This is a genomic window from Spongiactinospora sp. TRM90649, from assembly GCF_029382225.1.
GTDB lineage: Bacteria > Actinomycetota > Actinomycetes > Streptosporangiales > Streptosporangiaceae > Spongiactinospora.
In genome coordinates, this window is sequence record NZ_JARLTC010000019.1 from 180,428 (window position 1) to 200,458 (window position 20,031).

At 73.9% G+C, this 20,031-nt stretch carries 19 protein-coding genes; 7 read left to right on the forward strand and 12 right to left on the reverse strand.

All coding sequences use genetic code 11. The features are described 5' to 3' along the window. Positions 1 to 37 precede the first annotated feature (37 nt). From P3X83_RS22625 to P3X83_RS22635, 3 genes are all read left to right on the forward strand, one after another. The gene (locus tag P3X83_RS22625; protein WP_277307161.1) at positions 38 to 2,665 is read left to right on the forward strand and encodes a bifunctional GNAT family N-acetyltransferase/acetate--CoA ligase family protein; all 2,628 of its coding nucleotides are present in this window, start codon (positions 38 to 40) and stop codon (positions 2,663 to 2,665) included. 76 nt (positions 2,666 to 2,741) lie between these two features. Then, a complete protein-coding gene (locus P3X83_RS22630) occupies positions 2,742 to 3,332 on the forward strand; it encodes a DUF5998 family protein (protein WP_277307162.1) in 591 nt (196 codons plus the stop codon). Positions 3,333 to 3,371: 39 nt separating this feature from the next. Then, positions 3,372 to 4,208 carry a sulfurtransferase gene (locus P3X83_RS22635; protein ID WP_277307163.1) on the forward strand — a complete coding sequence of 279 codons (837 nt, stop codon included), beginning with the start codon at positions 3,372 to 3,374 and terminating at the stop codon, positions 4,206 to 4,208. Here P3X83_RS22635 and P3X83_RS22640 read toward each other — a convergent pair. Genes P3X83_RS22640 through P3X83_RS22655 form a run of 4 tightly spaced genes read right to left on the reverse strand, consistent with a single transcriptional unit; the run spans position 4,179 to position 8,939 of the window. Next, the gene (locus P3X83_RS22640) at positions 4,179 to 6,707 is read right to left on the reverse strand and encodes a CHAT domain-containing protein (RefSeq protein WP_277307164.1); all 2,529 of its coding nucleotides are present in this window, start codon (positions 6,705 to 6,707) and stop codon (positions 4,179 to 4,181) included. The two genes, P3X83_RS22635 and P3X83_RS22640, sit on opposite strands and share 30 nt — an antisense overlap. Before the next feature lie 24 nt (positions 6,708 to 6,731). Continuing rightward, positions 6,732 to 7,190 carry a hypothetical protein gene (locus tag P3X83_RS22645; protein WP_277307165.1) on the reverse strand — a complete coding sequence of 153 codons (459 nt, stop codon included), beginning with the start codon at positions 7,188 to 7,190 and terminating at the stop codon, positions 6,732 to 6,734. Then, positions 7,187 to 7,813 (reverse strand): sigma-70 family RNA polymerase sigma factor, encoded by a 627-nt coding sequence (locus P3X83_RS22650; RefSeq protein WP_277307166.1) that lies wholly within the window; start codon positions 7,811 to 7,813, stop codon positions 7,187 to 7,189. Before P3X83_RS22650 ends, P3X83_RS22645 begins: the two co-directional genes overlap by 4 nt. 22 nt (positions 7,814 to 7,835) lie before the next feature. Then, a complete protein-coding gene (locus P3X83_RS22655; RefSeq protein ID WP_277307167.1) occupies positions 7,836 to 8,939 on the reverse strand; it encodes a S8/S53 family peptidase in 1,104 nt (367 codons plus the stop codon). Between the two features lie 197 nt (positions 8,940 to 9,136). Between P3X83_RS22655 and P3X83_RS22660 the strand changes: the two genes are divergently transcribed. After that, positions 9,137 to 9,631, forward strand: a complete 495-nt coding sequence (locus P3X83_RS22660) for a DUF3145 domain-containing protein (RefSeq protein WP_277307168.1) — start codon at positions 9,137 to 9,139, stop codon at positions 9,629 to 9,631. 120 nt (positions 9,632 to 9,751) lie between these two features. Here P3X83_RS22660 and P3X83_RS22665 read toward each other — a convergent pair whose 3' ends face one another. The 6 genes from P3X83_RS22665 to P3X83_RS22690 all read right to left on the reverse strand — a co-directional run bounded on the left by P3X83_RS22665 (position 9,752) and on the right by P3X83_RS22690 (position 15,909). After that, positions 9,752 to 11,176: a carboxyl transferase domain-containing protein gene (locus P3X83_RS22665; RefSeq protein ID WP_277307169.1), complete on the reverse strand. Its 1,425-nt coding sequence runs from the start codon at positions 11,174 to 11,176 to the stop codon at positions 9,752 to 9,754. Positions 11,177 to 11,186: 10 nt separating this feature from the next. Beyond that, positions 11,187 to 12,419, reverse strand: a complete 1,233-nt coding sequence (gene fabF / locus P3X83_RS22670; protein WP_277307170.1) for a beta-ketoacyl-ACP synthase II — start codon at positions 12,417 to 12,419, stop codon at positions 11,187 to 11,189. Positions 12,420 to 12,508: 89 nt separating this feature from the next. Further along, positions 12,509 to 12,748, reverse strand: coding sequence for an acyl carrier protein (locus P3X83_RS22675; RefSeq protein ID WP_277307171.1), 240 nt, complete (start codon positions 12,746 to 12,748; stop codon positions 12,509 to 12,511). A gap of 81 nt (positions 12,749 to 12,829) precedes the next feature. After that, a complete protein-coding gene (locus tag P3X83_RS22680) occupies positions 12,830 to 13,786 on the reverse strand; it encodes a beta-ketoacyl-ACP synthase III (RefSeq protein WP_277307172.1) in 957 nt (318 codons plus the stop codon). After that, a complete protein-coding gene (locus P3X83_RS22685) occupies positions 13,783 to 14,679 on the reverse strand; it encodes an ACP S-malonyltransferase (RefSeq protein ID WP_277307173.1) in 897 nt (298 codons plus the stop codon). The genes P3X83_RS22680 and P3X83_RS22685 overlap by 4 nt, the downstream gene beginning before the upstream one ends. Positions 14,680 to 14,796: 117 nt before the next feature. Further along, positions 14,797 to 15,909 carry a helix-turn-helix domain-containing protein gene (locus tag P3X83_RS22690; RefSeq protein ID WP_277307201.1) on the reverse strand — a complete coding sequence of 371 codons (1,113 nt, stop codon included), beginning with the start codon at positions 15,907 to 15,909 and terminating at the stop codon, positions 14,797 to 14,799. 253 nt (positions 15,910 to 16,162) lie between these two features. Here P3X83_RS22690 and P3X83_RS22695 point away from each other — a divergent pair, with 253 nt between their 5' ends. The 3 genes from P3X83_RS22695 to P3X83_RS22705 all read left to right on the forward strand — a co-directional run bounded on the left by P3X83_RS22695 (position 16,163) and on the right by P3X83_RS22705 (position 18,019). Beyond that, complete coding sequence (locus P3X83_RS22695) at positions 16,163 to 16,879, forward strand: YafY family protein (RefSeq protein WP_277307174.1); 717 nt, start codon at positions 16,163 to 16,165, stop codon at positions 16,877 to 16,879. Between the two features lie 81 nt (positions 16,880 to 16,960). Further along, entirely contained in the window at positions 16,961 to 17,368 is a 408-nt protein-coding gene (locus tag P3X83_RS22700; RefSeq protein WP_277307175.1) for a VOC family protein, read from the forward strand. Between the two features lie 159 nt (positions 17,369 to 17,527). After that, positions 17,528 to 18,019, forward strand: coding sequence for a hypothetical protein (locus P3X83_RS22705; RefSeq protein WP_277307176.1), 492 nt, complete (start codon positions 17,528 to 17,530; stop codon positions 18,017 to 18,019). Between the two features lie 3 nt (positions 18,020 to 18,022). On the opposite strand, the gene P3X83_RS22710 is transcribed toward P3X83_RS22705, so the two are convergent. Together P3X83_RS22710 and P3X83_RS22715 are read right to left on the reverse strand one after the other, a co-directional pair. Next, on the reverse strand, positions 18,023 to 19,237 hold the full coding sequence (locus P3X83_RS22710) for an ATP-binding protein (protein ID WP_277307177.1): 1,215 nt from the start codon (positions 19,235 to 19,237) through the stop codon (positions 18,023 to 18,025). Next, positions 19,234 to 19,887: a response regulator transcription factor gene (locus tag P3X83_RS22715; RefSeq protein WP_277307178.1), complete on the reverse strand. Its 654-nt coding sequence runs from the start codon at positions 19,885 to 19,887 to the stop codon at positions 19,234 to 19,236. The genes P3X83_RS22710 and P3X83_RS22715 overlap by 4 nt, the downstream gene beginning before the upstream one ends. Positions 19,888 to 20,031 lie beyond the last annotated feature (144 nt).

The window sequence follows — 20,031 nt, forward strand, 5'->3', positions numbered from 1 at the left end:
ACCCTCGGGACTGAGGGTGTGACAGTGGAGGCGTCTCGTGGAGGCATATTATCCGGCGCACTGGGAGGCCGACGTCGTCCTCGCGGACGGCGGCACGGCCCACGTCCGGCCGATTCGTCCGGCCGACGCCGACCGCCTCCTGGCCTTCTACTCCCGGCTTTCCGAGGAGACGATCTACTTCCGCTTCTTCGGCCCCCGGCCGCGCCTGAGCGACCGCGAGGTCGAGCGGTTCACCAACGTCGACTACACCGACCGGGTGGCGCTCATCGCGACCATCGGTGACGAGATGGTCGCGGTCATCCGCTACGACAAGATCGAGGACGGCGAGGCGGAGGTCGCGTTCCTGGTCGAGGACGCCCACCAGGGCCGGGGCGTCGCCTCGGTGCTGCTGGAACACCTGGCGGCCACGGCCCGCGAGCGCGGCATCGTCCGGTTCGTCGCCGACGTGCTGCCCGCCAACCGCCGGATGACCGGCGTGCTGCGCCAGGCGGGCTACACCGCCGAGAGCCGGTTCGCCGACGGCGTCGTCAGGATGACGCTCGACCTGACTCCCACCGAGACCTCCCAGGAGGTCACCGCCGCTCGCGAGCACCGGGCGGAGTCGCGCTCCATCCAGCGGCTGCTCACGCCGGGCTCGGTGGCAGTCATCGGCGCCTCAAGGGAGCCCGGCGGCGTGGGCCACACGGTCCTGCGCAACCTGCTCGCCGGAGACTTCGCCGGTCCCGTCTACCCGGTGCACCGTGAGGCGCGGGCGCTGGCGGGGGTGCGCGCCTACCCGAGCGTCACGGCGATCGACGGCGAGGTCGATCTGGCGGTGCTGGCCGTCCCGGCGGAGGGCGTGCTCGACGTCGTCGTGGAGTGCGCGGAGAAGGGCGTGCGCGGGCTGATCGTGGTGTCGTCGGGCTTCGGCGAGACCGGCCCGCAGGGCCGCGCCCGGCAGGACGAGCTGGTCCGTATCGCCCGCGCGCACGGCCTGCGCGTGGTCGGCCCCAACTGCCTGGGCATCGCCAACACCGACCCCGCCGTGCGCCTGAACGCCACCCTGGCCGCGACCATCCCCGCGCGGGGGCGCGTCGGCTTCTTCAGCCAGTCCGGCGCGCTCGGCACCACGCTGCTGCAGCGCGTCGCCGAGCGCAACATGGGCATCTCCTCCTTCGTCTCGGCGGGCAACCGCGCCGACGTCTCCGGCAACGACCTCCTGCAGTTCTGGGAGGAGGACCCCGCGACCGAGGTGGTCCTGCTCTACCTGGAGTCCCTGGGCAACCCGCGCAAGTTCGCCAGGCTCACCCGGCGGATCTCGCGCCGCAAGCCGGTCGTGGTGGTCAAGAGCGGCGGCGTGCCCGCCGGTCACGCCGCGCCCGTGCTCGGGCTGCCCGACGCCGCGCTCAGCATGCTGTTCGCGCAGGCCGGCGTGATCAGGGTGGACGACCTCACCCAGCAGTTCGACGTGGCCCAGCTCCTGGCCTACCAGCCGCTGCCCGCCGGGCCGAGGGTCGGCGTGGTCAGCAACTCCGACGCCCTGGCGCTGCTGGCCGGCGACGCCTGCGTCACGGCCGGTCTCGAACCCCGCCCGCCGGTCAACATCGGCGCGCAGGCGGGCGCCGCCGAGTTCGGCGAGGCGCTCGCGGGGCGGCTCGCCGACCCCGAGGTCGACGCCGTCGTGGTCATCTACATGCCGCCGATCCCGCGCGACGCCGCCGGTGTGGCGGCCGAACTGCTGCGAGTCTCGGCCGAGCGGCCGGGCAAACCGGTGCTGGCCACGTTCGAGGGCCGGTTCGGCATGCTGCCGGAGCTGAGCCGCGAGGGTCCCGGGCGCGATCCGGGACGCGGGTCCGTGCCGTCCTACGCCGCTCCTGAGGAGGCGGTCCGCGCGCTGGCGCACGCCGTACGGCACGCGATGTGGCGCGAGCGCCCCATGGACCACCCGCCGAGCGGCGGCGGCGAGGGCACCGCCCAGGCCCGCGACCTGGTGCACCGGACGCTGGATGGCGGCGAGGGCCCGGTAGAGCTCGACGCTGCCCTGCTGCTCGGCTGTTACGGCGTGCGGGTCTGGCCGTCGCCCCTGGCGGCGGGCCCCGGCGAGGCCGTCGAGATCGCCGAACGCCTGGGCTGGCCGGTCGTGGTCAAGGCCGCCGACCCGGAGGCCGCGAGCCGCGCCGGCACCATCCGCCTGGGCCTGTCCGGCCCCGACGCCCTGCGCCAGGCGTACGCCGACCTGTCGGCCCAGCTCGGCCCCGACGCCCCGATCGCGGTGCAGCGGATGGCGCCGCAGCCCGCCGTGCCCGCCGTGATCAACGTGGTGGAGCATCCGGCGGCGGGCCCTGTGGTGTCGTTCGGCCTGGGCGAGGTAACCGCCAGGCTGCTCGGCGACCGGGCCTACCGCCTCGCCCCGCTCTCCTCTGGCGACGCCGCCGAGCTGATCAGGTCGATCAAGGCGGCCCCGCTGCTGTTCGGCGAGTACGGCTATCCGCCGGTCGCGGTGGCCGCCCTGCGGGAGCTGCTGGTGCTCGCCGGGCGGATGGCCGATGAGTTGCCCGAACTCAGCCGCCTCGACCTGGACCCCGTCCTGGTGGGGGAGAGCGGCGTGACCGTGCTCGGGGCCCGCGCGGTGCTGCGCAACCCCTCCGGCCCCCGCCTGGACGGCGGGCCGCGCCGCCTGGCATAGCGCGAGGCCGCCACGCCCGGGCCCGGCCACGCCGCGCCGGGTGAAAGCGGCACCCCGGACAGGGCAGGATGGACCCATGAGGGAAACCCGAGTCTCGGCCGCGGGCCTGCGCGAGGCGATCGACCGCAGCGGCTACTACCCCGACCTCGTGGCCGACGCGGTCGAGTCCGCGCTGGGCAAGGAGGGGGTCGACGCCTACGTGGTGCACCACGAGGCGACCTTCGACCCGGCCATGGAAGTCCGCAGGCACGTCACCGTGCTGGTGCTCACGCCGACGCGGCTTCTGGTCTGCCACACCGACGAACATCCGCCCGCAGAGGGCGTGGCCGTGGCCCACGCCTCGACCACCACCGAGGCGGTGCGCCTGAGCCGCATTCAGTCGGTCGCCGTCACCAGGGTGGTGCCCGATCCGGCGACCTACGCCCCGGGGGTGCCGCCCACCGAGGCGACGCTCAACATCGGCTGGGGCGGCATCTCCCACGTCGATCTCGAACCCGCCACCTGCGGCGACGAGAACTGCGAGGCCGACCACGGCTACACCGGCGCGATCACCGCCGACGACCTGTCGCTGCGGGTGAGCGACGCAGCCGACGGCGCCGAGGCGGTCGCGCACGTGCTCAGCTTCGCCAAGGCCCTGTCGGAGTCCACCGCCCGCTCCACGTCGTAGCGCCACGACCGGGCACGGCCCGGGAAGGATCTGATCACCATGCTGATCACACCTGCCGCGCTCACCGCGCTGACCGGGCTGAGCGGGTCCGGGCGCCCGCCCGCGGTGCTCGACGTCCGCTGGCGGCTGGCGGGCCCGCCGGGCATCGACTCCTACAGTGAGGGCCACGTGCCCGGAGCGGTGTTCTGCGATCTCGACGCCGACCTCGCCGAGCCTCCGGCGCCGCCCGGCCCCGGCGGGCGGCATCCGCTGCCCAGCGCCGCGCGCTTCCAGGCCGCCATGCGCCGCCTCGGCGTCTCGGCCGCGCGCCCGGTGGTCGTCTACGACGACGCCGACTCCACCGCCGCCGCCCGCGCCTGGTGGACCCTCCGCTACTTCGGCCACCCCGACGTGCGGGTGCTCGACGGCGGCTTGCGCGCCTGGGCGGCCATCGGCCTGCCGGTGGAGACCTCGGCGCCCGTCGTCGAGCCGGGCGACTTCACGGCGCGGCCCGGCGGCATGCCGGTGCTGTCGGCCGACGAGGCCGGCGCGCTCCCGGCGAACGGCGTGCTGCTCGACGCCCGCGCCGCCGAGCGCTACCGGGGAGAGGTCGAGCCGGTCGATCCCGTCGCGGGGCACATTCCGGGCGCGGTGAGCGCCCCCACCTCGGCCAACGTTGATGAATCAGGCCGTTTCCTGGCGGCGGGCAGGCTCCGGGAGCGCTTCGCCGCCCTCGGCGTCTCCTCCTCGGTCAAGACCGGCGCCTACTGCGGTTCTGGCGTGACGGCCGCGCACGAGGTCCTCGCCCTCGAACTCGCGGGCATCCCCGCCGCGCTGTATCCGGGCTCCTGGTCGGACTGGATCACCTCACCCGACCGCCCCATCGCCACCGGCTGACCCGCCGTCCCCTCGGGGGAGGGGACGGTGCCCCGCGCCGAGGCAGACGAACCCGCGCACGCCGGTGGCGGCCGAGGCGGCGGTCAGCGCCGCCGCCGGAGGCCGGCCGGCGGCCAGCAGGTCGTGCAGCGCCGCCATCAGCGCGAGCGCCTGGTCGTCGCGCACCGGCGTGGTCCCGGCGATCACGCAGGCCGTGCCCCGCTCCAGCAGCGCCCCGGCCAGGCCCAGCGGACGCCCGTCGGTCGGCGTGCGGGCCATGCCGCCGTCGCAGGCCGACAGCACCGCCAGCGTGGGCGGCCTGCCCAGGCCCAGCAGGTCGTAGGCCATCAGCGGCCCGTCGTCGAGCAGCAGACTGGACATCAGCGGGCTGTGCGCGTGGAAGGTGCCGTGCGCGGCCAGGTGGGCCACGGCCGCCCCATCGAGCGCGGCGAGCACCTCCGGCGCGCGGGCGGGCACCCGTCGTGCGCCGGAATGCCTGGCCACGACGGCGTCGGCCTCCACCCGCGCGTGCGCGAGCCCCGGCCCGGCCACGGCCACGACGCCCGAGGGGGCGGCCGACGCCGCCGCGCGGTCGTGCGCGAGCCAGGCGGCGGCGCTCTCGGCCACGCACACCGGCCGGTCGGCCAGGGAGGGCAGCACCGGCCAGGGCAGGGCGTGCAGCGGGCCGGGCGGCACCACGATGAGCGGGCCCGGCGGCAGGTGACCGGCCAGCGGGTGGAGCAGTTCCGCGTCGACGGCGGCGGCCTCGGCGAGCACCGGTTCGTCGTCGGAGATCGACTCCGGGCCGTCGCGGAGGGCGGCGCGGCGCAGGGCGTAACGCAGGCGGATCGCGGCCTCGACGGCGGCCCGGCCGTCGCCGAGCGGGTGGAGGGCGATCTCGTCGCCGGTCATCACCACGGCGGCCAGGCGGTCACCGTGGCCCAGATACTCGACCAGCACCCCCTCGCCCAGTGCGGTCTCGCCCAGGGCGGCCCGCAGCTCGGCGAGGTCGGGGGAGTCGGGGCGCCCGGTGCGGGCCACCGCCCGCCAGCGTTCCGCCCAGGTCAGCGCGGTACGGCCGCGCCCGGTTCCGATCGCGACCGACAGGCCGAAGGCCGCCAGCCGCTCGCCCGCCTTGACCGCGTGGGCGCGGGTCACCGGCTCGCCCACCAGCGCCGCCGACGCCCCCACGTGCGCCAGCCCCCTGGCCGCCGCCCGCAGCGCGCCCTCGTGGTCGCCGCGCAGCGCCCGCGCCATCGCGACGGCGTGCTGCCTCGTCGTGGCGCCCGAGGCCGCGCGGGAGAGCCGCCGCAGCAGGCGCTCGGCCGTCCGCGCTCGGCCCAGCTCGATCGCGACCTCCGCCGCGCACAGGCGCAGGTCGTCGGCGGCGCCGGGCCAGGGCACGACGGACAGCTCCCCGGCGCAGGCCACCATGGCGGAGAGCCGGGGCGCGTCCGGGCGCGAGGCGGCCAGGCCCGCCCGCAGCATCACGTCGTCGGCCAGCGGCAGGAAGCCCGCGCGCCCCTGGGCGGCCAGCTCGGCGCGGGCGCGTCCGGCCGTGACCGCCGCCTGGTGGGCCGCCCCGGTGCGCAGTTCGAGCTGGGCGAGCAGCAGCCGTGCCTCGGCGAGCGCCCCGAGCGCCCCTGCGGACTCCAGTTCCGGCACGGCCATGTCGAGCAGCGCCCGCGCCTCGCCCGGCAGGTGGGCCGCCACCAGCGCGTCGGCGAGGTCGCAGCGCATCGTGGCCAGCCGCTCGGGGTAGGCGGCGAGCGCCTTCTCGGCCGCGCGGTAACGCGCGAAGGCCCCGGAGATGTCGCCCCGCCGCGCGGCCACGAACGGCAGGTTCGCCCTGGCCAGCGCGGTCAGGTGGCCGAGCCCGCCGCCCTCGGCCAGGGCCAGGCAGTGGCGCAGGTCGGCCTCCGCCCGATCGTGGTCGCCCAGGTAGGCGGCGGCGATGCCCCGGTTGAGCAGCGCCCCGGCGAGGAACCTTACGTGGTCGAGGACGCTCAGCTCGTCGGCGCCTCCACCGGCCACCAGTGGCGTCAGCACCCGCACCGCGTGGTCGAAACGGGCCAGCGCCTCGCGGAGCCGGCCCAGGCGGCAGAGCGCCACCGCGCGCTGGGAGTCGAGCTTGGCGCGCTCGACCCGGCACAGGTACGGCTCGGCGGCGTCGGCCACCCGCAGCGCCTCCGCCGGACTGCCCAGCTCGGTGAGCACCGTGACCAGCGACATCCGCGCCTGCGCGGCGCGCTGCGGCGGGGCCGTGGTGCCCTCGGCGACGGCCCTGCGCAGCTCCTCACCGGCGAGCGGGAGATCGCCCAGCTCGCGGGCGGCGAGCGCGAGCGCCCGCCTGGCCACCACCCGCGCCTCCAGGTCTCCGGCGCGTTCGGCCTCGGCCAGCACGTCGCGAGCCCGCTGCCAGCCCCGGGCGGGATCGACCGCGCTGAACAGGACGGCGTGCCGCGCGGCGGCGAGCGCGCCGTCCGGCCGGGTTTTCGGCACGGGGGAGAGGATCGGCATGGGCGGAACTCCTGGGGCGGCTGGTCAGGGACGCAGGCGGGTCCAGCGGGTGGCGACGGGCGGGCCGTCCGGGCGGTGGCAGACGACGCTGTACCAGCCGGGCGGCAGCCCGGAGGCGGCGAACTGGCCGGTGGCGGGCAGCGGGCGCGGATGGGTGTCGTGGAAGGTCCGGATCTCGACCCGGCCGCCGGGCCCGGGATGCGGCGTGACCCGCCCGGCCAGTTCGATGAGCCCGCCGCAGGCGGCGACCTCCAGGTCGACCACGAGGCCGTCGGCCGCGAACCGGTAGCGCAGGGCCTGGCCGTCGGCCGGCGGCGCGGAGCGCGCCCCAGAGCCCGGGGGAACGGGGACCCGCCGCGCGGTGACGGCGCCCGCCACGCGCAGCCGGTAGACCTCGCGGGCCGAGCGTGACACGTGGCCGGGCACCGGATCGCGGGCGGCGGCCAGGTGCAGCGCGGCGAGGGTGGCCTCGTCGTCGGTCATCGGTCTCCCCCCTGGGCGGCGACCATGCGCCGCAGCCGCCGCAGGCACCGCCCCTTGGTGGGGCCGACGCTGCCCATGGGCATGCCCAGGCGCGCGGCGATCCGCGCCGTGCCCGCGTCGGGCGTCGTCGCCATCAGCCGCAGCAGGCTGCGGCACGGCTCGGACATGGACTCCACGGCCAGCCACAGCCGCCCCGCCTCGTCGGCGTCGAGGACGGCGGCGGCGACATCGGCGGCGACGCCCGCGGAGCCCCGCGCGACCGGGTCGCCGGGGGCGCCCGGGGGATCGTCCAGGCCGGGATCGGCGCTGGGACACTCGTGGCGCCGCCTGCGGGCCAGCCGGACGGCCTCCCTGCGGGTCGTGGTGACCAGCCACACGCCCACCGCACGGGGCTCGCGGATGGTGGTCATGCTCTCCAGCAGCCGCAGCCAGGCGGCCTGCACGGCGTCCTCCGCGTCGGCGGAGGCCAGGCCGCAGGCCCGCGCGGCGGACCACATGGCCGCCCCGAACCGGTCGACCAGGGCGTTCCACGCCCCCTGGTCGCCTTCGGCGGCGGCCGGCAGCAACGCCTCCAGGTCGAGGTCACGGACCCCGCCCCGGGAGTGCGCGCGGTCGTCTGTCATGCGCGTCGCCCGCCTCTCGCGATCAGAGGCCGGAGGGGACGGCGGCCCCGAGACCGGGGACCGGGTGGCCGCCCGGCGGGGCGAGGAAACCCACGGCGGCCTCGCCGGGAGTGGAGGCGAGGTCGCTCCCGAGCGTGCCGGCGATCGCCGCCGACACCAGCGCGCTGGCGAAGGAGGTGCCGCTCCAGCGCGCGTAGCCGCGAAACCCGGCCGTGTGCAGGAAGCTGCTGGTGAGCCACTCGCCGGGCGCGCAGGCATCGACCCACGGGCCGTGCGCGGAGAACGGCGCGGCGGACTGGCCGGCGGTGTCGAGCGCCCCGACGGCGATCACCTCGGGCAGCGCGGCGGGCCAGAACGGGCGAGCCGAGGGCGTGTTGCCCGCGCAGGCGACGACCGCCGTGCCGCCGCCGCCCCGTGTGGACAGCCGGGCCAGCGCCGCGGCCAGCAGCGGCGGCGGCGCGTCGTCGGGGGTGTAGCCGCCGAAGGAGAGGTTCAGCACTTCCGGGGGATCGTGGCGGAGACGGTCGAGGGCGCGCAGCACCCCCGCCTCGTCGCCGACGCCGTGGCCGTCGAGCACCCGCGAGACCCGCAGGCGCACGCCGGGCGCTCCGCGCACCAGGAGCCCGGCGATGAACGTGCCGTGGCCCGCCTGGGTGTCGAGACGGCCGTCGCCGTCGGAGTCGGGGGTCTCGCCGTCGGCGTGGCCGACCTCGGCGAACCACGGGCTGGGCCGCCACCACGGGTGCCCGGCGATCCCGGTGTCGAGGACGGCCACCGTCACGGCGCGGGGCCCGGCCGGTTCGGGGGACCAGGTGACGGGATCGGCGGGCACCGGCCGCGAGGCGGGGCCGCCGAACCACAGCGGCTGCCCGACGAACACGTGGTTGGCGGAGGCGAGATGGCCGCGCGCCCGCAGGTCGGCGGCGATCCGGAGGGGATCGAGACCGGGGTTCAGCCACACCGTGCGGACGCCGCCCGCCGAGGAGGCGGCGCGGATCCATCGCTCGGCCGCGCGGGCGCCGCGACGGTCGGTGATGAGCTGTCCTGGGCGGATCAGGGAGGGCGGCCCGTCCGGGCGTTCCACGATCGCGATGTCGGTGTGCACGGCGGCTCCGCGTGGGGTCATCGATGAGTAATCGATCGGTCACGGAGTGTATCCTGCTTGCGCCGGTGACGTGTCAAGTGCCCCCGGCGCAACACATAGGTATGACCCGCCCCTGGTGTCACGTCACGACCGACGGTAGTCTCTCCTACAGTCACTAGTGATCATCCCAGCACGAGGCCGTTGGGGAAGGCGCACCTCGTACCGAAACGGGAGGTCCGGTGTCTGCTCGTGGCGTGCTTTACGTCCACTCGGCTCAGCCTGCGCTGTGCCCGCACATCGAATGGGCGGTCGCGGGCGTTCTCGGCGTGCCCGTCGACCTGACGTGGACCCCGCAGCCGGCCGCGCCCGGCACCGTGCGCGCGCAGGCCGAGTGGGAGGGCCATGCCGGTACCGCCGCGGCGGTCACGTCCTCACTCATGGGCTGGCAACGCATCCGCTTCGAGATAACCGAGGACGCCTCGCCGGGCGCCGACGGCGCCCGGCACGCCTACACCCCCACGCTCGGGGCGTTCACCGCGGTCATCGGGGCCGCGGGCGACATCCTGGTGCCCGAAGACCGCCTGCGCGCCGCCATGCTCTCGGCGGGGCAGGGCAGGACCGTCCTGGAAGACGAGCTCGACAGGCTGCTCGGTCGCCCCTGGGATGAGGAACTGGAGCCCTTCCGCTACGCGGGCGACGGCGCGCCGGTGCGCTGGCTGCACGCCGCCGTGTGAGGCGGGAGGGGTCCACTGGCACGTCGCGCGTGTGCGCGGTCGGGGAAGCCGCACACCCGCCGGCGGGTACGGCGAAGCCCCCGCACCGATCGGTGCGGGGGCTTCGCCGTCTGGTAAGCCCTAGAGCGGGATGTTGCCGTGCGCGCCCCTGGCCGGAGTGGCCTGGGCGAGCACCTTGGCGATGGCGCCCCTGGTGGCGGCGGGCGAGATGACCTCGTCCACCACGCCGAGGTCGAGGGCCCGGTCGAGGCCGCCCGCCAGCTTCTCGTGCTCCTCGGCCAGCCGGTCTTCGAGGGCGGCGCGCTCCTCCTCGGGCACCGCGGCCAGCTCGCGGCGCTTGATCACGCGCACGGCGGCCCTGGCGCCCATCACCGCCACCTCGGCGGTCGGCCAGGCGAACACGCGGGTGGCGCCCAGCGAGCGGGAGTTCATCGCGATGTAGGCCCCGCCGTACGCCTTGCGGGTGACCAGGGTGACGCGCGGCACGGACGCCTCGGCGAAGGCGTGCAGCAGCTTGGCGCCCCTGCGCACCACGCCGTCGTGCTCCTGGCCGACGCCGGGCAGGTAGCCGGGCACGTCGACGAGGACGACCAGAGGCACCCCGAACGCATCGCACATCCGGACGAACCTGGCGGCCTTCTCCGCCGAGGTCGAGTCGAGGCACCCGCCGAGGCGCATCGGGTTGTTGGCGATCACGCCGACCGTGCGGCCGGCCAGCCGCCCGAGGGTGGTCACGATGTTGGGCGCCCACTTGGGGTGCAGTTCCACACCCGGCTCGTCGAGCAGGTCCTTCACGAGCGGCTTGACGTCGTAGGCGCGGCGCGGGGAGTCGGGCAGCAGGTCGCCGAAGTCGACCTCGGAGACCTCTGTGGCGCGGATCCGGCCCTGGTGGCCCAGCAGCACGGCCAGCCGCCTGGCCTGCACCAGTGCCTCGGCCTCGGTCTTGGCCACGACGTGGACCACGCCGCTGCGCTTGCTGTGCGGCTCGGGGCCGCCGAGCGCGGCCATGTCGATCTGCTCGCCGGTCACGCTGCGTACGACGTCGGGGCCGGTGACGAAGATGCGGCCCTGGTCGGCGAGCACCACGATGTCGGTGAGCGCGGGGCCGTAGGCGGCGCCTCCGGCGGCGGGGCCCACCACGACCGAGAGCTGCGGCACGACGCCGGACGCCTTGGTCATGGCGGCGAACACGCGGCCGACCGCGTGCAGCGACTCCACGCCCTCGGCGAGACGGGCGCCACCGGAGTGCCAGACGCCGATGATCGGCACCCGCTCCCGGACGGCGACGTCGTAGGCGTGCACGATGTGCTCGCAGCCCTCGCCGCCCATCGCGCCGCCCTGGATCCGCGCGTCGCTGCAGAAGGCGACCACCGGCACGCCCTCGACGCGCCCCATCGCGGCCAGGACGCCGCTCTTGTCCTCGGGAGTGATCAGGCGGAGCGACCCCTCGTCGAGCAGCGCGGTCAGGCGCACCCGGGGGTCACGGGGATCGGCGGCCTCCTCATCGGAGGCAGCGGTCACCACCCTGTTGTCAAGTACCGTCATGAGCGGCTCCTCAGTGAGTGGTGAAGGCGATCGCGACGTTGTGGCCGCCGAACCCGAACGAGTTGTTGATCGCGGCGAGGTCTCCGCCGGGGAGCTTGCGCGGCTCACCCGAGACGATCTCGACCTCGATACCGTCGGCCGGGTCGTCCAGGTTCGCGGTGGCGGGCACGATGCGCTCGTGCAGGGAGAGCACGGTGAAGACCGACTCGATCCCCCCGGCGCCGCCGAGCAGGTGACCCGTCATCGACTTGGTGGCGGTCACCAGCGGGTGAGCGCCGATCGCCTCCTTGATCGCATGGGTCTCGATCTCGTCCCCGACGGGAGTCGAGGTGGCGTGCGCGTTGACGTGGATGATGTCGCGCGGGGTGAGGCCTGCGTCGCGCAGCGCGAAGTGCATGGCCTGCTGTCCGCCGATGCCGGACGGCTCGGGGGCGGAGATGTGGTGCCCGTCGCTGGTGTAGCCCGCACCGGCCGCGACGGCGTAGATCCGCGCCCCCCTGGCCTTGGCGTGCTCCTCGGACTCCAGCACCAGGATTCCCGAGCCCTCGCCGAGCACGAAGCCGTCCCGGCCCTTGTCGAACGGGCGGGAGGCACGCTGCGGCTCGTCGTTGCGGGTGGACATGGCGCGCATCGCGGCGAAGGACGCCACGTTCAGCGGGTGGATGGCCGCCTCGGTGCCGCCGGCCACGACGATGTCGGCCCGACCGGCGCGGATCATGTCGATCGCGTATCCGATAGACTCGGCGCCGGTGGCGCAGGCGCTGACCGTGGCGTGGGCCCCGGCCTTCGCGCCGAGGTCGATGCTGATCCACCCGGCCGCGCCGTTGGGCATGAGCATGGGCACGGTGAACGGCGAGAGCCGGTTCCAGCCCTTCTCACGGTAGGTGTCGTAGGCGGCGAGAATGGTGCTGATCCCGCCGATTCCGCTGCCGACCACCACACCCAGGCGCTCCCCGTCGACCTCCGGAGCCCCGGCGTCCTGCCAGGCCTCGCGGGCGGCGATGAGCGCGAACTGCTCTGTGCGGTCGAGCCGGCGCATCTCGGGCCGCGGGAGCACCTCGGCCGGGTCAACGGCGGCGACCCCGGCGAACTTCACCGGAACCGTGTCGACCCAGTCCTGGGTGAGCGTGTCGATGCCCGACCGACCGGCAAGGAGCGCCGACCAGGTCGAACCCGCGTCCCCACCGAGGGGCGTCGTCGCGCCGAGCCCGGTGACGACAACACGTACCTGGTCCCTAGCCACTTTGTGTGCACTCCTCTTGGTCGGTTTGCCTTGGGCGACAGGCCGTCCGCGGCGGGGGTCGCGGCTCGCGCCGCGGCCCGCCGGCGGGGTCAGCCCTGGATGAAACTGATGACGTCCTTAACGGTCTTCAGGTTCTTGAGCTGGTCGTCGGGGATCTCGACGTCGAACTCGTCCTGGGCGGCGACGGCGATCTCGACCATGGACAGCGAGTCGATATCGAGGTCGTCCACGAAGTTCTTCTCCGGGGTCACCTCCGCTGCCGGGATGCCGGTGATCTCGTTGATGATCTTGCCGAGGCCGTCCAGGATCTCCTGCTCGGTCATGGCCATGTCGCGACTACTCCTTGATCGGTTTTCTTTGACTTGGGTCTTGCGGTCCGTACGGCACGCGGTGCGCACGCCGTACAGGTCTCAGGGAAGCTCGACCACCTGGGCGGCGTAGGTGAGCCCCGCCCCGAAGCCGAGCAGCAGGGCCAGGCCGCCCGAGGGGACCTCACCACGCTCGATCATCCGGGACAGCGCCATCGGGATCGACGCCGCCGACGTGTTGCCCGCGAGCACGATGTCACGGGCGATGACGGCGTTGTCGGCGCCGATCTTACGGGCGATGGACTCGATGATCCGCAGGTTGGCCTGGTGCGGCACGAAGGCGGCGAGTTCGGAAGGGTCGATCCCGGCGCGCTCACAGGCGCTCCTGGCCACCGGGTGCAGCGAGGTGGTGGCCCACCGGAAGACGGTCTGGCCTTCCTGATGGAGGAACGACCGGCGGTCCTTGACGATGATCGCGTCGGACTTGTCGCCCTCGCTGCCCCACACTACAGGGCCGACGCGCGGAACGTCGGAAGGGCCGACCACCACGGCGCCCGCGCCGTCCGCGAAGATCACCGCGGTGGACCGGTCGGTCCAGTCGAGCCAGTGCGAGAACTTCTCGGTGCCGACCACCAGCACGTTGCGCGCCGAGCCCGCTCGCACCGCGTCGGCGGCGGCGGACAGCGCGTAGCAGAACCCGGCGCAGGCGGCGTTCACGTCGAACGCGCCGGGCGCGGCGATGCCGAGGCGGGTGGCGACCCGGCCCGCGGCGTTGGGGATCTGCGACTCCATCGTGCAGGTGGCCACGATGACCAGGTCGATGTCGGCGGCCGGGAGGCCGCTCGCGGCGAGTGCCTTGCCGCCCGCGTGGACGGCGAGGTCGATCTCGGTCTCCTCCGGCGAGGCCAGCCGCCGCTCGGCGATGCCGACGCGGCTCTGAATCCACTCGTCGTTCGTGTCGATCGTCTTGGCGAGATCGTCATTGGTCACGACGTTGGCGGGCTGGTAGTGGCCGAAGGCCAGGATTCTGGCGCCGGGCGCCCCCTGCGCGATCTTCACTTGAGCAGCTCCCTGGCACTGTCGAGGTCTTCGGGCGTCTTCAGGGCGGCGGTCGCCACCCCGCGCATTCCACGCTTGGCCAGTCCGGTCAGCGTGCCACCGGGGAGCAGTTCTATCATCCGGGTGGCCCCCAGCTCGATCATGGTGGTCATGCACGAATCCCACCGGACCGGGCTGGCGACCTGAGCGACCAGACGCGACAGCAGATCCGCGCCCGTGGCCACCGGCCTGCCGTCGAAGTTGGACAGCAGGGTGACCTGAGGGTCGCCCGGGGTCACGTCGGCCGCGGCGGCGCGAAGCTGCTCGACCGCCGGGGCCATGTGCACGGTGTGGAAGGCGCCCGCCACGGACAGCGGGATGAGCCGGGCGCGGGCCGGGGCGTCCTCCTTGAACGCCGCGAGCTGCGCCAGGGTGCCTCCGGCCACGATCTGACCGGCGCCGTTGATGTTGGCGGGGGTCAGCCCGTGCCGCTCGATCGCGGCCAGCACGTCGTCCTCGACGCCGCCGAGGATCGCCGTCATGCCCGTCTCGGTGATCGCGGCGGCCTTCGCCATCGCCTGCGCGCGTTCCCGGACCAGCCCGAGGGCCTGCTCCGGGGTCAGCACGCCGGCCACGCACGCGGCGGCGAACTCGCCCACGCTGTGTCCCGCGACGAGGCCGGGATCGGCGCCCAGTTGCTCGGCGGCGGCCAGCGAGGCGGCGACCAGGAGCGGCTGCGCGACTGCGGTGTCGCGGATCTCGTCGGCGTTCGCGGTGGTGCCGTAGGCGATGAGATCCAGACCGACGATCTCCGACCACGCGGACATCCGGTCCGCGAAGCCGGGCAGGTCGAGCCACGGAGCGAGAAAGCCTGGGGTCTGGGCGCCTTGGCCCGGAGCGACGATGACGAGCACGAAATCCAGCCTGCCCTGTAGAAGTTCACCACCCGGATAGAGATCCGCACGAACTTTGTCCACGGTTTCTTGTAGGGATCCTACAGGGGAGATTTCGTATCGATTACGGGATAAGGGCTAGGTTACGGGTGTCTCGGTCAACCTTCCCAGGATCAGCCCGACCTGCAGCGTGAACGCCGAACGCCCCTCTGTCGGCTGGTAACCGGTCAGTTCGGTGATTTTCTTGAGCCGGTACCTGACGGTGTTGGGGTGCACGAACAGCAGCCGCGCCGTGGCCTCCAGCGATGTGCCCTGCTCCAGGTAGGTGGCCAGGGTGTCGAGCAGCGGGGTGCCCGCCAGCGGGATGTAGACGTTCTCGATGAGCTGGTCCCTGGCGTCGGTGTCGCCGTCGATGGCCCGCTCGGCGAGCAGTTCGTCGGCGTTGACCGGGCGCGGGGCGTCGGGCCACCCTCCGGCGGCCCGCAGCCCGGCCAGGGCGGCGCGGGCCGAGCGGGCGGCGGTGTGCAGGTCGGGCACCTCCGGGCCGATCACGATGGGGCCGGTGCCGAAGCGCGGGGCCATCTGCCTGGCCGCCGCGGCGGCGCTCTCCGCCCCGCCGACGATCACGATGAGCCGGTCGCCCTGGACACCCGCCAGCAGGTCGAGCCCGGACCTGCGGCCCTTGTCGCGCAGGCCGTCGATGATGGACTCCGGCTTGCCCGGCGGGGTGCAGCCCGCGAGCACCACGACCGGCGAGGAGGTCCAGCCCAGCGCCGCCGCCCAGGAGTGCAGGCCGTCGTCGACCTCGCCCCTGACCAGGGCGTCCACGATCAGCGCCTCCAGGCGGGCGTCCCAGGCCCCGCGTACCTCGGCCTCGCGGGCGTAGACCTGGGCGGCGGCGAACGCGACGTCGCGGGTGTAGCGCAGCATGGCCTGTTCGAGCAGGCCGCCGCCGCCGGGCGCGGCCAGGTCGTCGACCTGGGCCTCGACCACCTCGACCACGACGCGCACGATGTCGACCGTCTGCTGCAGGGAGATCGAGCGTTTCAGCTCGCGCGGCGCGGTGCCGAAGAACTCGATGCTGGGGGTCGGCCGCCTGCCCTCGCCCGCGTGCTGGAACCACTCCACGAAGGCGGCGATGCCCGCCTGCGCCACCAGCCCGACCCAGGAGCGGTCCTCGGCCGACAGGGCGCGGAACCACGGCAGCCGCTCGTCCATGCGGGCCATCGCCGCGGTGCCGAGGGTGCCCATCGCGCGTTCCAGCCGCCGCGTGGTGTCCGCGCGGGCCCGGTCGCCGTTCTCGGCGTCTTCCGCGGGCCTGCTGTCGTATGCGGGCCGTACGGACCGCCTTTCGGATGCCTCGGTCACGCTCCTAGACTGCCAGCTCATCCAGGGTGCTCACGCGCGGACCCGGATTCACGGCGTTCCAGAGGCGATTACCGCCCCCGGATCGTCGTCGCGACGGTCTCTGGGGATTGTCGGTGTGCGGGCGTAACTTCGGAGTGTGAACCGTACCGATCGGCTGTACGCGCTCGTCGAGGAGCTGCGGGCGATCTCCCCCCGGTGCCGGTCCGCCACCGATCTGGCGGCCAGGTTCGAGGTGAGCGTGCGCACGATCGAGCGCGACATCGCGGCCCTCCAGCAGTCCGGTGTCCCCATCTACCCCCAGCCGGGCAGGCGCGGCGGCTACGTCCTCGACAAGGCCATGTCGCTCCCGCCGCTCAACTTCACCCCCGCCGAGGCGGTCGCGATCGCCGTGGCGCTGGGCCGCGCCGGGCGCCCGCCGTTCGCGCGGCACGCGCGCAGCGCGCTGCGCAAGGTCGTGGCGGCCATGCCCGGCCGCGACGGCGAGCGCGCCAGGGAGCTCGCGGCGCGGGTCCGGCTCTTCGACCAGGCCGAGGACGACGACCGCGCGGCCTCCGCCGAGATCGCCCGCGTGATCGAGGACGCGCTGCAGCACCGGCGGGTCCTGCGCCTCGGCTACGAGGACGGCAAGGGCGCGCTGACCACGCGGGACGTCGAGCCTGGCGTCTTCCTGGGCGGCCGGGGCGGCTACTGGTACCTGGTCGGCTACTGCCGGTTACGCGAAGACGTGCGGGTCTTCCGGCTCGACCGGATCACCGCCGCCGAGCTCACCGGTGAGCCCTGCCCGGAGCGCGCGCCCGATGAGTTCCCCACCGACATCCCCGACGCCATCATCCGCAACCCGGTGTTCGATTGATCGCTCGAAAACACCGACATGACGCTGTCGTTTACGCAGGAGAGCATAAGTGTGTTCGAGTTCCTACGGAAGGGCGCACAAATGGCTGACGTGGTCAACGCCGACCCGGTCGACGCCGATCTGGTCAACAAGGTGGCCTGGTTCGAAGTCGCCACCGACGACCCCGACGCCGCGCAGCGGTTCTACGGCGAGCTGTTCGGCTGGTCGTTCACCGCCGACCCGGCTCCCGGGGCCGACGGCTCCGAGTACCGGCTGATCCACTACCAGGGTGAGCAGGTTCCCTCGGGCGGCCTGGCGGGCACCGCGGGCGCGACCCCCGGTCACGCCATCTTCACGGTTCAGGTCGCCGATGTCGCGGCCACCTGCGCCGAGGTCGAACGGCTGGGCGGCAAGGTGCGCGCCAAGGTCGTCGGGGCGGAGCAGGGCCCCGACTTCGCCTACCTGATCGACACCTCGGGCGTCGTCTTCGGGATCTTCACCCCCCGCTGACCCGATGGCTTCCCGGGTGCGCCGCCGACCGCCGAGCGGCGGCGCACCCGGGAGATGATCACAACTGCCCACCCTTACGTCTCGCTAACCTCCGCCGCCCTAGACATGGACGCACACCCGCGAGGCGAACGTCCGCGCGGGGCTTCGGAGGTGGCTCAGATGAGGGTCCGGCGCGCGATGCTGATCGCCGGGACGCTGCTCGGCCTGTCGGCGTGCGGCCAGGCGCCGACGTCCACGGGGGTGGCGTCGGTGAGCGGGGGCGGCACGGCGAGTCCGTCGGCCTCGCCGGCCGTGTCCAGCGATCCGGTCAAGTTCGCCCAGTGCATGCGGGAGAACGGGATCCAGATGGACGATCCGGGCGGCAAGGGGGAGATCAAGGTCCGGATCCCGTCCGGCGACAAGAGCAAACTGGACAAGGCGCACAAGGCATGCTCGAAGTACATGGAGGGCAAGTTCGGCGGCAAGCGGTTGGACGACCCCAGGATGCGCGACGCCATGCTCGCCTTCGCCAAGTGCATGCGCGAGCGAGGCGTCGACATGCCCGACCCCAAGCCGGACGAGGGATTCATGGTCAAGCTGAAGAGGTCGGACCCGAAGTGGGAGCAGGCAATGAAGGCGTGCGAGGAGAAGCTGCCCGGCAAGCGTGGCTGACCCTCACGCGGCCGGGAGCCGGACCTCGACGGACAGGCCGCCACCCGCGCGAGGGGTGGCGGTGACCGTCCCCCGGTGCGCGGCCGCGATGGCGCGGACGATCGACAGCCCGAGCCCGGAGCCCGACGACGAGCCGATCCGGTCGTGCAGCCGGCGGAACGGCTCGAACAGCTCCTCCACCTCGTAGGGCGGGATCGCGACCCCGTCGTTGTCCACGCCGAGCACCACCTCCTCGCCCTCCCGCGAGAGCGCCAGCCGCAGGTCGCCGCCCTTGCGGTTGTACTTGATCCCGTTCTCGACCAGGTTGAACACGCAGCGCTCCAGCAGCAGCGCGTCACCGGAGGCGCGCACCGGGACGGCGCTGAAGGTGACGCGGATCCGCCGCCGCTCGGCGGCGGGCCGTGTCTGGTCCAGCACGGCGCCGACGACCTCGCCCAGGTTCACGGGCCGCGGGGTGACCAGCTCGTGCTGGGAGCGGGCCAGCAGGAGCAGCCCCTCGATCAGGCGCTCGTGGCGGGCGTTGGTGCTGAGCAGGGACGCGCCGAGCGCCCGCAGGTCCGCCGACGCGCCCGGCTCGTCGAGGGCCACCTCGATCAGCGTGCGGTTGATTGCGATGGGCGTGCGCAGCTCGTGCGAGGCGTTGGAGACGAACCGCCGCTGGTAGTCGAAGGCGCGCTGCAGCCGGTCGAGCATCGCGTCGAAGGTGTCGGCCAGGCGCTTGACGTCGTCGCGCGGCCCGCACAGCGCGATGCGCTCGTGCAGGGTGCTCTCCGACAGGCGTTCGGCCGCCGAGGTGACCTGGCGCAGCGGGCGCAGCGCGCGGCCCGTCATGGCCCAGCCGAACAGCAGCCCGACCGCGGCGACGACCACCATCAGCAGGATCGAGTTGCGCAGCACGTCCGCGAGGATCGCCTGGCGGCTCACCTCCAGCTTCTTGACCAGGTCGCTCCTGAAGAAGGCGATCGGCTTGTCGGCCCCGATCCTGTCGAGGGCCTCCTCCTGTCCCTCTTGCTCGACCTGGGGGCCGATGACCTTGCTGACCGACATGAGCGGCTGCTGGGTGAAGAACCGGTCGCCGATCGCGCGCTCGGTGAACGCGTACGTCACCGACACCAGGACGGCGCCCGCGACCAGGAAGAGCAGGCCGTGCAGCAGCATGATCCGGGCGCGCAGGCCGAGCGAGTTCAGCGCCCGGGCGACCGGCCGCAGGCGGGTCACAGGAGGTATCCCGCGCCGGGCACGGTGCGGATGACCGGCGGATCACCGAGTTTCCTGCGCAGGGTGGCCATGGTGACCCGCAGCGCGCCGGTGCCCGACTCGTAGTGCTCGTCCCAGGCGCGGGCCAGCAGGTCGCGGGTGGACACCGGCTCGCCGTCCGCGAGCAGCAGTTCCTTCAGCAGGGCGAACTCCCTCCGGGTCAGGGCGACGGCCCGGTCGCCCCTGGTCACCGTCCGCCCGGCCGGGTCCAGGCACAGCCCGGCGCGAGCCAGGACGGCGGGCCTGGCCGGCGCCGTCCGGCGGGCGAGCGTCAGCACCCGCGCCACCAGCTCGGCGAACGCGAACGGCTTGGGCAGGTAGTCGTCCGCGCCCAGGGCCAGGCCGTCCACCCGGTCGGCCACCTCGTGCGCGGCGGTCAGCATCAGGATCCGGCTGGCCGTGCCCATCCGGACCAGCTCGCGGCACACGTCGTCCCCGTGCGTCTCCGGCAGGTCGCGGTCGAGCACCACGACGTCGTAGTCCACGTAGGAGAGCCGCTCAAGCGCGTCGGTCCCGTCGTAGACCACGTCCACCGCCATCGCCCGGCGGCGCAGCCCGCTCGCGACGGCGTCGGCCATCTCCGGCTCGTCTTCGACCACCAGAACGCGCATATGACGCACCTCCGGTGAACCAGCGTGAAGCACCCGATGTTAGGCGCTGATAAGCGAAAACCGGCTTACCCTCCGTTAACCCGCCCGCTCCTAGAAATCGGAAGGTGCCACGGGCGTGGGTCCCGTGGCCGGGAGGTGAGGAGA

Excerpts from the sequence above, each read along its gene's own strand:
- P3X83_RS22630 (WP_277307162.1), top strand. The coding sequence starts at position 2,742 with ATGAGGGAAACCCGAGTCTCGGCCGCGGGCCTGCGCGAGGCGATCGAC.
- P3X83_RS22635 (WP_277307163.1), top strand. The coding sequence starts at position 3,372 with ATGCTGATCACACCTGCCGCGCTCACCGCGCTGACCGGGCTGAGCGGG.
- P3X83_RS22640 (WP_277307164.1), bottom strand. The coding sequence starts at position 6,707 with ATGCCGATCCTCTCCCCCGTGCCGAAAACCCGGCCGGACGGCGCGCTC.
- P3X83_RS22645 (WP_277307165.1), bottom strand. The coding sequence starts at position 7,190 with ATGACCGACGACGAGGCCACCCTCGCCGCGCTGCACCTGGCCGCCGCC.
- P3X83_RS22650 (WP_277307166.1), bottom strand. The coding sequence starts at position 7,813 with ATGACAGACGACCGCGCGCACTCCCGGGGCGGGGTCCGTGACCTCGAC.
- P3X83_RS22655 (WP_277307167.1), bottom strand. The coding sequence starts at position 8,939 with ATGACCCCACGCGGAGCCGCCGTGCACACCGACATCGCGATCGTGGAA.
- P3X83_RS22665 (WP_277307169.1), bottom strand. The coding sequence starts at position 11,176 with ATGACGGTACTTGACAACAGGGTGGTGACCGCTGCCTCCGATGAGGAG.
- P3X83_RS22675 (WP_277307171.1), bottom strand. The coding sequence starts at position 12,748 with ATGGCCATGACCGAGCAGGAGATCCTGGACGGCCTCGGCAAGATCATC.
- P3X83_RS22690 (WP_277307201.1), bottom strand. The coding sequence starts at position 15,909 with ATGGGCACCCTCGGCACCGCGGCGATGGCCCGCATGGACGAGCGGCTG.
- P3X83_RS22700 (WP_277307175.1), top strand. The coding sequence starts at position 16,961 with ATGGCTGACGTGGTCAACGCCGACCCGGTCGACGCCGATCTGGTCAAC.
- P3X83_RS22705 (WP_277307176.1), top strand. The coding sequence starts at position 17,528 with ATGAGGGTCCGGCGCGCGATGCTGATCGCCGGGACGCTGCTCGGCCTG.
- P3X83_RS22715 (WP_277307178.1), bottom strand. The coding sequence starts at position 19,887 with ATGCGCGTTCTGGTGGTCGAAGACGAGCCGGAGATGGCCGACGCCGTC.